General features: G+C 51.1%; 10 protein-coding genes. 8 read left to right on the top strand and 2 right to left on the bottom strand.

All coding sequences use genetic code 11. The annotated features are described in order from the left end of the window. Positions 1–216 (bottom strand): hypothetical protein (locus Q0294_RS08350; protein ID WP_299463244.1); only part of this gene is annotated, 216 nt, incomplete at its 3' end. 369 nt (positions 217–585) lie between these two features. Between Q0294_RS08350 and Q0294_RS08355 the strand changes: the two genes are divergently transcribed. The 8 genes from Q0294_RS08355 to Q0294_RS08390 all read left to right on the top strand — a co-directional run bounded on the left by Q0294_RS08355 (position 586) and on the right by Q0294_RS08390 (position 9588). Next, complete coding sequence (locus Q0294_RS08355; RefSeq protein WP_299463247.1) at positions 586–1236, top strand: glutaredoxin family protein; 651 nt, start codon at positions 586–588, stop codon at positions 1234–1236. Between the two features lie 177 nt (positions 1237–1413). Further along, positions 1414–1887: a response regulator gene (locus Q0294_RS08360; RefSeq protein WP_299463250.1), complete on the top strand. Its 474-nt coding sequence runs from the start codon at positions 1414–1416 to the stop codon at positions 1885–1887. A 148-nt stretch (positions 1888–2035) separates the two neighbouring features. After that, positions 2036–3286, top strand: a complete 1251-nt coding sequence (locus tag Q0294_RS08365) for a class I SAM-dependent rRNA methyltransferase (RefSeq protein WP_299463253.1) — start codon at positions 2036–2038, stop codon at positions 3284–3286. A 98-nt stretch (positions 3287–3384) separates the two neighbouring features. After that, positions 3385–4518, top strand: coding sequence for a methyltransferase (locus Q0294_RS08370; protein WP_299463256.1), 1134 nt, complete (start codon positions 3385–3387; stop codon positions 4516–4518). 279 nt (positions 4519–4797) lie between these two features. Beyond that, positions 4798–5526, top strand: a complete 729-nt coding sequence (locus tag Q0294_RS08375) for a YiiX/YebB-like N1pC/P60 family cysteine hydrolase (protein WP_299463259.1) — start codon at positions 4798–4800, stop codon at positions 5524–5526. Positions 5527–5682: 156 nt separating this feature from the next. Further along, positions 5683–6810: an HlyD family efflux transporter periplasmic adaptor subunit gene (locus Q0294_RS08380; protein WP_299463261.1), complete on the top strand. Its 1128-nt coding sequence runs from the start codon at positions 5683–5685 to the stop codon at positions 6808–6810. Between the two features lie 192 nt (positions 6811–7002). Next, positions 7003–8517, top strand: coding sequence for a serine/threonine-protein kinase (locus Q0294_RS08385; RefSeq protein WP_299463264.1), 1515 nt, complete (start codon positions 7003–7005; stop codon positions 8515–8517). Between the two features lie 93 nt (positions 8518–8610). Further along, complete coding sequence (locus tag Q0294_RS08390; protein ID WP_299463267.1) at positions 8611–9588, top strand: acetyl-CoA carboxylase carboxyltransferase subunit alpha; 978 nt, start codon at positions 8611–8613, stop codon at positions 9586–9588. Positions 9589–10816: 1228 nt separating this feature from the next. On the opposite strand, the gene Q0294_RS08395 is transcribed toward Q0294_RS08390, so the two are convergent. Next, positions 10817–11673, bottom strand: an 857-nt coding sequence (locus Q0294_RS08395) for a hypothetical protein (protein WP_299463270.1), incomplete at its 5' end; no start/stop codon positions are given.

Genomic DNA, 11673 nt, shown 5'->3' on the forward strand with positions numbered 1-11673 from the left:
GAAAAACCCTTTATGCTTTCCCTGCTGGATTTTGGTCGCCTGCCATCTCGTCAGCAATGAACGTTGAATCAACTCCTCGGCGATCTCAGCTGGTTCGCCCAGCTTGATCCCCTGTTCCTGATATTCGGAAAGAAGTTTTTTCAACTGATCGACCGAAACCAGACCACTCTGTTTTACCAGGTTCAAAAACCCTTCGGCCGTTAATTTTCCTGCCATTCTGTACCAATTCGCTCAACGTGTCCTTCGATGATTCCACTTACCCAGCCAGATCATAGTAACACTCTAGCATCCGTTTTAATGACTGACCAGCATTGGTTTAAGGAATCTCCCGAATCCCAAATAATGGAGCGTTCGCGCCGGAAGGCACTTTCCGGATCTCCGCCTTACTTACATTATGAACACCAACCCTGAATTGTTCTGTAGCGGGCAATACACCTCGATCAAATGGATAAAACTGGGAAGAGATTCAAAAAGCGAGGCAATTGACTATAATATTCCGGGTAGAAATTCGATTATATAGAATACAGACTGCGGGCAAGGTACTCTATTAAGAGAAAAGTGACGAGAAGAGACCGGGAAAATCACATGAGCACGATGGTACACAAAGAAGAAATTCCGCAAGGGCTCCCTTTTTTAGGAAACGCTATGCTATTTCTGGGCTTAGGGATATTAGCCCTCTCGCTGACAGGTACGGAATGGCTCCCCTTCAACATGCCCCGTTCCTGGTACCAAAACCCTACAGTCTGGAAACTGCTCGCACTCTGCATGACGGGGGGCGGCATTGCTGTTCTGAAACAGGTTTCCAGTTCGGAAATGAAAAACGAACTCCGTAACCGTGAAACTCATCAATCCGAAGACTGGATGCCGGAAGAACACGGCCAGCGATTTGAAACGCTCACTGTTTACACCAAGAAAAACTGCCCTTTGTGCGAAGAGGCCAGCGAAATCCTCGAAGATTACGCAGCCTACTTGCCCCAGGCAGAATTGATCGATATTTACAGCGACCCGGCACTTGTGGAGAAATTTGGCACTTGTGTCCCTGTGGTCGTCATTGACGGCAAGATCCGCTTTCGCGGACGCATCAATGAAGTCTTACTCCGCCGCCTGATTGTGGCTTCGCCTGCCAAGGTTGTTTCGCAGAAAAGCTGTGGCTGCAACAATCAGGGCTGTGGCTGCAAACGGCCGCAGACAGAGTCTGAATCGTCCGGATGCGGCGGTAATTGCCGCTGTGCCTGAGGCTCTTCTCGCTAATCTCAGCCGGAAAAACGAGGCACTGCCTGGAAAATTCGGTTTACGGGTTATTGTGATTCATAGGCAAATGAGATAAATTACATTCAGCATGACTGTAAAATCGTTTCATGCTGACTGAATGGGCCCGGTTTCAAATCTATCTTACACTACAGGCAAAAGACCATGTCGTCTGAAATCTCTTTGAAGAATTCAAAAATACTCATCGCAGATGACAACCATCAGAATTGCGAACTACTGGACGCATACCTTCTGGATGAAGGTTATGAAACGTTCATGGCCTATGATGGAAAAGAAACCCTGGAAAAAGTGGCAGAAATCGAGCCAGACCTGATTCTGCTCGACATCATGATGCCGAAACTGAGTGGTTACGAAGTTTGTGCGCAACTGAAACAGAGCGAGGAAACGAAAGACATTCCCATTCTGGTTATCACTGCGTTGAATGAAATGGGGGATATTGAAAAATCCGTACAGGCTGGCTGTGATGATTTTTTAACCAAACCCGTTAACAGAATTGAATTAACGACGCGCGTCCGTTCCCTGTTGCGTGTCAGACATCTGACAAATGAGCGGGATCGACTGCTGGCTTATCTTGCGGAAGTGGAAGGCACGACCAGATCCACTTCCAGTGAATCATAAACTTCAACGCAAACTGTTTTCTGTTTCGGAAGACGTGCGCACGAAATCATAAATACTGTTCATTCCCGGTTTAAGCCGTTAGTGGGCCTCCCTTTTCTTTTCGATAGACCCTGACGATCTACCGATTCTTTGTGAATAGAAAACTCTCATGAGTGATTCAAGCCCCATCGGGTCTGACGAAACTGTCGCCACTGAAATCAAGCCACTGCCGCGCGTGACGCTCAAACCGCGCCGTGCACTCCCTTTCTTTGGCCGCCACCCCTGGGTCTTTGCCGGAGCGATCTCAAAAATTGAAGGATCTCCCGAAACCGGTGATGAAGTCATCCTGCAATCCGATAAGGGAGAGTTCATTGCCCGCGGCTTGTTCAACCCCAACAGCAATATTCGCGTTCGCCTTTACACCTGGGACGAAGAGCAGACCTTCGATGACGCCTTCTGGGAAAATCTGCTGGAACAGGCGGTCACACTCCGGGAATCCGTCGGCCTGCTGGATCAGTTTGAAACCACCGGCTGCCGGCTGGTCTTCAGTGAAGCAGATCAGCTCTCGGGTCTGACGATTGACCGTTATGGTGCGTGGTTCCTGGTGCAATTTTCGAGTCTGGCACTCTCTTTGAAACAGGATCTGGTGATTCGTTTTCTCAAAGAACGTTTTCAGACAAAAGGGATCTGGCTCCGGACAGAGAAGGGGATTCGCGAAGCGGAAGGACTGGAAATCGCCGATCAGCTGCTGGACGGCGAAGCGCCTCCCGAACATTTCTTTCTCGAAGAGAACAACATCCGCTACGGCATGAGCATGGTCACCGGTCAGAAAACCGGCTTTTATCTTGATCAACGCGACAACCGTCTCGCGGTCGCCCGGTATTTGAAAAATCATCGCGTGCTGGAGATGTACTGTTATACCGGAGGTTTTGCCTTGAATGCCGTCATTCACGGACAGGCACAATCGGTTGTCGCTTATGACTCTTCGCAATCAGCCATCGATCAGGCCACCGCGAATGCCGAACTGAATGGCATCGGCAATCGCGTTCGCTTCCAGGTTGGTAAAGCCTACGCGGTACTAGAACAGTTAAAAGCAGATGGAGAACTATTTGATTCGGTGATTCTCGATCCGCCCAAAATGGCGCGGCATCGCAGCGGCGTCAAACAGGCGCTGAAAGGTTATTTCAGCCTGAACCGTCTGGCCGTTGATGTTTTAAAACCGGGAGGCATTCTGGTAACCTGCAGTTGTTCCGGCTTGATCAGCCAGCAGGAATTTCAGCAGATGCTGGCTTCGATCTCGCAACATACGGGACGGCACCTGCAAATTCTGGAACTGCGGGGACAACCAGCCGACCATCCGGTTTCCCCCAGTTGCCCGGAGAATCATTACTTGAAATGTGTGATCTGCCGTGTGTTATAATCGTCGAAAATCCGTTGGCCGCGTCTGAAGTCTCCAAGGCTTCAGCTACCATTTACACTCCATACAGAACTCTGATCCGTTCTGCAAAATGAATCATCATGTCGCGCAATTCTAAAAAGAAACAACGTTCGAAAAAACTGTTACCACCGGCAGAACAAATGCTGTTGGATTATCTGACTCCCGAATGGAAGGCAGCGCACGTACTCTGCTTTCAGTCGAACCTGCAGCCACTCACAACTGCACTGATTCAACGCAACCTGCAAGACTGTCGCATCGACTGTTTCAGTTTTGATAAAACCGTTACCAGCCGGATTCAACATAAATGTAATCTCCTGCAGGAAGAGCATTCGCTTGCAACCGAATGCAAGACGCTCTGCGACAGTGAATTTCCTGAGGGTGATTATGATGCTGTCCTGTTACCGTTCTCGCAACAGTTCTCCGACGAGTACGTCCGTGAATTGACGCTCTCCGCGTTTCATTGCCTGCAAATGGAAGGCACGTTGACGATTGCTTCGCCTCGCACCAAAGATTACGAGTACCACAAATTTCTGAAGTCACTGTTCAGCAAAGTCACACGCGTCGTCTCCGAGGCCGGCGTCATCTATCAGGGCAGAAAACAGAAAACATTAGCCGAGAAAAAAAGTTTTCTGGATGAAGTCGCATACCGTGAGGGGGAAGCGCTGCTCTATGCCTACACGGAGCCCGGCGTCTTCAGCCACCGTCGTCCGAACCAGAGTGCCCGTGCTTTAACCAATCTGATGCAGTTAACCGATAACACGACCATTTTAAACGTCGATTGTGGTTCCGGCATCGTCGCGTTCACCGCCGCAACGCGTTGCCCCGGTGCGACCGTGCATTCCATCGACAGCAACGCCCGCGCTGTGAAATGTACGGAGCAGGGGATTGCCAAGAATCAGTTGACCAACGTCCGCGTGGAATTATGCGAAGCCGGCGTCGGGATTGCCCCGGAAACCTATGATTATATCCTTACAAACAAATCCTATTTCAGCAGCGAAGGGCAGGGCGAGGCCTTTTTGCAGATGTGCCTCCGCGCTTTAAAGCCGGGAGGGCTGCTGCAGTTCTCCACCAAGCAGTATCAATGGTACGCGAATCGCATGCTCGACCTCTTTGACGATGTCGCCATTGATGGTGCCGTGCATCATTTCATGCTCAGTGCGCGAAAGTATGAACAAGAGATCCTGGAGAATCCATTGGCTTTTGAAACCATGTGAAAACACGCTCGTCAGAGCAGGGCGTTCACGCGTGCAGATTTCTCACGTTCCTTAAAAATGAGCGTAGAATGCCATAGCGATCAGAAAGCAGCCTGGCTGATTTCCATTTTTTTCTGACTTTTGTGAATTTTTCGCTGATCTTTTTCCAAGAAATTTTCGTTGACAACGAACAGTCTTTGTGAAAATATCGTATCACGTCGCTCAGATTATTGAATCCAGCGCAAAATGCGACCTGCCAATGCCGAGATCTCTTTTTGATCTTTCCAGAAGGAGGCTGTTATGTCATTATTGCTGTCGATCGCGGTTCTTGCTTCTACACCACTGGATACCCAAAGGAATGAACAGCCTGTACTGGCTGAAAAACCACACATGACAGCTCACTTTAAGACCTTCGACCAACTGGCCGACTCTCTTTCTTCCCGCGTGCAGACAGGAACGCTCCTGTTCAGTAAAGGTGACTGCCTGGCAGTGCGGATTTATACGCAAAGTGCTTATACTCATGTCGCGATGATCGTGATCCGAAATGGCGAACCGCTGGTTTATGACAGCATGAACGGAACCGGCGTCCGCTGCCTGACGTTGAAAAATTATTTGAATACGCAACGCCCTGCGACGATTCACATCTTTCAACCAAAGACCGCTTTCAATCCCTCGATGACGGCTCAGTATGAACGGTTCCTCGATCAAAAACTGGGCACCCCTTATGCGATCAGACACCATCTGACTGGCAGTCGGGGCAGGGGAATTCACTGTGCTGAATATGCCATCGATGCCTTATCTGCCTGCCATCTGATGCAGGCCAAAGACCCCGCGAAAGTCTCTCCGGCTTCGCTGGTCACGGGAATTGTCAATTCAGACCGCTACGTTCCTTCGATCACATTTGCCCTGGAAAGGCCCCCAATGGTGGCAGAAAAACCACGTGGCTGGTGCCAGCAACTCTGGGCCGATACCAAAAACTGCACCTCTGCCTGCTGTATCAAACTGCGGGGCTGGGTGCTCTGCCAATAAGAATCGGCCAGACACCTTCGCCGAAACGTGAGAACATCTTCTGCGAAATCGGGGAAAGATCTGCAAACACTGCTTGAAACTGCAGAGCCTGTCAGCGAAAATCAACCGAGAGACTTTTGCTCACGTTTGACTTTATTTCGTACAGGAAAGCTCATCATGATGCCCTTTAGTGATAAACAGACAGCGCACTTCTTTTTATCCCATGTCAGTCGACGCCTCGCTTACACAGTGATACCGGCAGTGCTGCTGATTGTCTCACCGTTGTCTGCACAGGATGCCGCCAGCCCGCCGCAGACCGTTTCGATCCAGCGGGAAGCGATCGCGCTCAGACATCCGCGCGATTACTACGTTCCACTGAATCTGAAGCCGGTACGCTCGCTCACGATTTCCGCTCCCATTGATGGAATCGTGCACGCAGTTGATGTCAAACCGGGCGATAAGTCCAACTCGAAAGCGGTCCTGGTTCGCCTGGACTCCGACATCCCCCAGGCCGAAGTCGCTCTTGCTCAGGCAGCTCTGGAAGTTGCCAGACAGGAACAGAAAACGGCAACAGGTAAAGACGCAGCGATTGCAAAAGCCAAAGTGGACTTGGGAGAGGCGGAATTGAAGATCGCGAATATCCGATTCGATCAGACAAACATCCGTGCTCCCTTTGAAGGGGAAATTTTCCGAATCTACGCTGCCCCGGGCGCTTTCGTCAGAGCAGGGGAGCCACTGTTGGAACTGGGAGATGTATCCAAACTGCAGGTGGAAATCCCGCTGCAGCGCGAACTGGCCCAGAAAGGCGCCGGCATTAACCTGAACGTCGAAGAACAGGCGGCTCAGGCCACCGTCGATCAGATACTTCCCCTGGCGCCGCAATTTGAGAAACTCAGAGACCTGGCCAATTCGATCACCTCGGCTGTGGTCATTCTGAACAATAACAACAACCAGTTTCGACCGGGGCAATCTGTGCATGTGGCATTGATTCCGCGTTATCCGATTGCAGAAATCCCCACCGTTTCCGTCACGAATACACCGGAAGGGGAACGAAAAATTCAGATTGTTCGTGAAAATGTGATCAGAGATCTGACACCACAGATTCTGGGACAAATCGGTCCGGAACGCCTGTTTGTATCTGCTGCATTTAACAAGGACGATGAAATTATCGTAAGTTCTTCGCAACCGCTGCCAGATGGAACACAAGTGCAACCCAAACTCACGGTCGGTACGACACCGACTTCTCCGGAGACAGCCCCGGGCGGCAAAACGGCAAAACCACCTGAAAAAAAGGTCAGCTTTTAGAATCCATTGTTCCGTTGGGTGTCCAACCTCGTTACACTATACGGTGCGAAGAAAAATTCCTGTCGATCTCCTGAGTTCCCAAAATTCGCTTCATTTCCGAAGCAGAACTCAGAACATCGCAGTTCATTGTAATGAGCTGCAAGGCTCGTCGATGGCAGTATATCGGATCATTCAAAAGCAAGAGGGTGCGCGGTGGCTGAAACAGAAAGCACAGAACAAGAAAATGTCATTGATGAATATCAACTGGTCAATCTCATCGCCGACGGTACCACCACCCAGATCTGGGAAGTAAAAGAACAGGGGGGCACTACCAGTTTCGTGATGAAACGACTCTTGCCGGAACCCATGAAAAACCCGGAATCCGTCGCCACGATGAAGCTGGAAGCAAAAGTCGCAGGATCGCTGGATCATCCCAATCTGATCTCTCTGCACAAATTTGTGAAGTCCAAGAAATACGTCTACCTGCTGATGGATTATTTTCGCGCCCCCAATCTGCGAGCGCAAATTTCTTCAGATCCACGCAGTGTCCAGGCCCGTCTGCGAAAGCTGATCGAATCAACGGCAATGGCACTCGGACACATGCATGAAAAAGGCTGGGTCCATAAAGATATCAAACCGGAAAATATTCTGATCAGCAAAAGCTCGGAAGTCAAAATCATCGACTTCGGTCTGGCAGTACCGGTCGCGAAAGGGCTCGGCAAGTTATTTGGAAAACCCAAAACGATTCAGGGAACACGTTCTTATATCGCGCCGGAAACCATTAAAAAGCTTCCGCTGGGTCCGGAAGCAGACGTCTACAGCCTGGGGATCACGATCTTTGAAATCCTCACCGGAAGAACTCCCTTTCATGGCGAAAACCCCAAAGAAGTGCTGCTGAAACATCTTTCAGAACGCGCTCATCCTCCTTCCAGTATCAACCCCAATGTGGCACCGGAAATGGATGAATTTGTACTGAAAATGCTGGCCAAGAAACCGGAAGACCGATTCCGGTCGATGCAGGAAGTGGTTTCTTCACTCAGGAACCTGAAAATATTCAAAATGGAAATTTCTGAAATCCTCGCTCAGGAAAAAGCGGATGCGGATCAGGCAGAAAAAGAATCCATGCAGGAAAAGCGGTTGGACAGCCGTGCGGATGCCCGCCTGTCGGAACTCGTCAAAGAAAACCCGACACTGGCCGCCGAGTTGATGGCCAGTCGAAAAGCCAACATCAAACCCAAGCGGAAACCGGAACCCGAGAAACCCAAAAAGCCCCAGCAGCCTCAACAACCACCGCAACCTCAATACCCGCCACAGCCGATGCCCGGTGGCTATCCGCCACAGTACCAGCAACCGATGTATCCACCACAGCCGATGCCGGGACATATGATGCCGGGGCAACCGATGATGTACCCGCCTCAATATCAAGGGCAACCGATGCCGCCTCCAGGAGCATATCCACCTCCCGGTTATCCTCAACCACAGCAACCCTATCCACCGCAACAACAGCCGTTCCCGCAGCAACAGCAGCCGCTCCCGCCACAACCTGCTGCGCCGCAACAACAGGCCCCTGCCGCGCCGGCACAACCACAGGCTCCTCAGCCACAACAGCCGCCGCAGCAACAGCCGCCTCAACCGCAACCAGCCGCACAACAGACGGAAAACAACCAGAAAAAACCCAAAAATGATGATGATCTTCCTTTCATGGATGAATTGCCTGATGTGATCTGAATCTATAAAATCTTGCAATAATCTCCTGAATCGTGCAAAATACCCGACATCTTTACATAAACATTCTCTCTTTCAATACGTGGTCTACATAATATGTCTGTCATCAATCAGCTTCCATTTGAGCGTCCGATTTACGAACTGGAAGAACAACTCAAAAAGATCGAGCAGGAACCCAACCCGACAGCCAACACCAAAGACGCCATTCGCAATATGCGATTGGAAATCACGCGTATGAAACGCGAGATCTTTGAAAATCTGGATGCCTGGGATACGGTGAAGGTTGCCCGTCATCCGGAGCGGCCACAAACGCTGGATTACCTGGAACTGGTCTTCGATGAATTTGTAGAACTGCATGGTGACAAAGCGATGGGTGATGACCGGGCCATCCTGACGGGTTTTGCCAAACTCGACGGTCAGAAAGTCATGTTCATCGGCCAGCAGAAAGGACGCACGTTAAAAGAACGAACCGAATGCTTTTACGGCTGTGCTCATCCGGAGGGTTATCGCAAAGCGCTCTCCAAAATGAAAATGGCGGAAAAGTTCGGCATCCCCGTCATCTGCCTGATCGACACACCGGGCGCTTATCCCGGCATCAAGGCGGAAGAACACGGGCAGGCTTACAACATCGCAATCAACCTCAGAGAAATGTCTCTGCTCAAGACCCCTATCATCTGCGTTGTAATTGGTGAAGGGGGTTCCGGCGGGGCGCTGGGCATCGGCATCGGCGACCACATCTCTGTCTTGCAGTTTGCTTATTATTCGGTGATCACTCCGGAAGGTTGTGCCGGCATCTTATGGAAGGATGTCAAATTCGCCAACGAAGCCGCTAACGCGTTGAAGTTCACCAGCGGGAATCTGCTCAAACTGGGCATCATCGACGAAGTCATCCCCGAACCACTGGGAGGCGCACATCGCGATCACCGTCAAATGGCAGCCGCTCTGAAAGCATCTCTCTCAGCCAACCTCAAGCAGTTGACGAGCATTCCACTGGATCAGCTGGTCGACGACCGCTACGAGAAGTTCCGCAAGATCGGCATGTTCCACGAAACAGTCGAAGTCGCAGCCGAATAAAACCACTGCGGCTCCCGCAACGCAATCAAAACATCAAGCGTACGCCCGTTGAAATTCCAGAAAGGGACAATCAACGGGCGTACGTTTTTTTTGCTGCTGAGTGATTTGAGTCTGAGTGGTAATCAATGTTCTGATGCATTTTTTCAGCGAGTCGTTTCTCAGCACTCAGCCCCCTTGCCGTCCTGACAATTTTGACAATGCCCGCATGCCTCTCCGCCAACATCCATCAATGACACCGGCGCGATCGATCTCACGACACACCTGTAAGATAATCCATTCGTTGTTCGTCCGCCTGCTCACGCCATCTGAGCGACGCCGACGGCAAACCTGGCTGATTCGATAGCAGCCGGCGGCCAAACAAAGTTCTGTCAATCTCAGCACGTGCGCGGCCCGTTTGGATGCTATGCTAACATTAGACAATTCCCGGTCGAGCCATCGATTGAGAATTGCGTCCGTGTTTTCATTCCGCAATGGTGAAAACGCGCCGTTCGTTCGCGTTGACAGAAACCGGTCTCTCAGAGGCCCGTCAGTGAGTTGAAAATGGCAAGTGCGATACTTGTGTCACAAATCCAATCAGAGGCCGCGAGAGACGCGATTATGCGCGGGCAGAATCACGAATCCGTCCGCCGGGAAGTCGATTTCACAGGGAACGCATCAACGGCATCAATGGCGGACCAATCAACCAGAACAACGGGGGAAACGGACGCGGGAAAATCGCTGCACAGATCTGGCCAGGCAACGCTGATCGGGGGACGGACACACATGCGAAAACAGACGAGATTTCGCTACCAGATTTCGGGGGCTCAGACCGTTCTAAAGGAGCGAACCACGGCGTCAACGGGGGCTCACTCAGCTCGCCTTGAACTGCGGCAGCAGATCGAACTCAACCGTGCCGTTGAGCGAACATCCGCGAGGGAACAGCAGCCCCTTTTCGCATACCGAATTGAATGACGGTATTCAGAGCATAAGATCGCAGGCAACACAGCCATCCCCAATAAAGCACCCCACCACGAACGTCCGATAATGTCCGTTATGTTAAGTTCGCGTGTAAAAATAGCCTGTTTTTATAGGGTTTGCTATGCCCTTTGTTTCTGCCCTCAAGCGATCTGCACAAACCTGGTTTCGAGATCGCTCCAACCGGGCTCTGCTTCGCTTTCAGACTCTCTGAAAGCGTTCTGTTTCTCTCTCGCAGCGGATGACCTTCGTCCGCTGAATCAATCTGCTTTTTTTATTTCCTCTGCACGTCCCGCATACGGTTCTGCAACGCGGATCCAAGCGAACTCAGCGGAACCCGCTGCAGCTCCAACTGACGCAAAACACGGCCGTCCAATGGCGTCGTGACATCGGTCTGCGAATCGGGGTCTGCCCCGTTCAGCAAGAGGTCTGCACGCCAGTCTTTTAAGACCGCCAGGACCACCTGATCCGGCAGTCCGGACAGGTGGATTTCGAACTCTTCAATCAATGAAGTCTGTGCCTCAGGATAGTCAGAATAAACCGCAGCGATATCCTGTAACAGCTTTGCCTGCTCTGGTGCGGCCTGCTGGTTTCCATTCACGCCAAACAGAGAGCCGTCTGCCGGAGCGGAAACCGGTGGCTGGCCGTTCTGCCAGTCGTCGGTCACGCCTCTCAGCACGCCGGGAATCCGGGACTGCAGTTGTTTCGCAAACTCCGTCCGATTTTCAGGAGCGGTGGAATTGAAAGCATCAATAATTTTGTCTTCCAGTTCGCCCCGCAGGTAGACGGGAATACTATTAAGAATCTCGTTGAGCAACGGCTCCTGGTTCGTTGTCCGAATGTTAGACCCATCCCCCTCTGAACCGCGAAAGAACGGATTAGGCAGATCCTTCAAACCGGACGGGAACGGACTGTTGTCGCCCTGGTGGTCATGATCTTCGTCAAATATTCCCTCATGGTCATGATGCAGTGGCACACCAGGATGGTTCAGTTTGACCAAATACGAATCGAGAACTTCGTGAAATTCTTTGGGCATCACCGGTGCCATTTCGTTTAAAATCACCGCAGCCGCATAGCCACTGTGAGAAGTCAGAACTGCGGCACGGGCTGATTCAGAAATGGTGATTAAAA

It is taken from the genome of uncultured Gimesia sp., from assembly GCF_937919775.1.
Lineage (GTDB): Bacteria > Planctomycetota > Planctomycetia > Planctomycetales > Planctomycetaceae > Gimesia.

Bases quoted from the DNA above. Each gene is read 5' to 3' on its own strand.
- Q0294_RS08355 (WP_299463247.1), top strand. From the start codon at position 586: ATGAGCACGATGGTACACAAAGAAGAAATTCCGCAAGGGCTCCCTTTT.
- Q0294_RS08360 (WP_299463250.1), top strand. From the start codon at position 1,414: ATGTCGTCTGAAATCTCTTTGAAGAATTCAAAAATACTCATCGCAGAT.
- Q0294_RS08365 (WP_299463253.1), top strand. From the start codon at position 2,036: ATGAGTGATTCAAGCCCCATCGGGTCTGACGAAACTGTCGCCACTGAA.
- Q0294_RS08370 (WP_299463256.1), top strand. From the start codon at position 3,385: ATGTCGCGCAATTCTAAAAAGAAACAACGTTCGAAAAAACTGTTACCA.
- Q0294_RS08375 (WP_299463259.1), top strand. From the start codon at position 4,798: ATGTCATTATTGCTGTCGATCGCGGTTCTTGCTTCTACACCACTGGAT.
- Q0294_RS08380 (WP_299463261.1), top strand. From the start codon at position 5,683: ATGATGCCCTTTAGTGATAAACAGACAGCGCACTTCTTTTTATCCCAT.
- Q0294_RS08390 (WP_299463267.1), top strand. From the start codon at position 8,611: ATGTCTGTCATCAATCAGCTTCCATTTGAGCGTCCGATTTACGAACTG.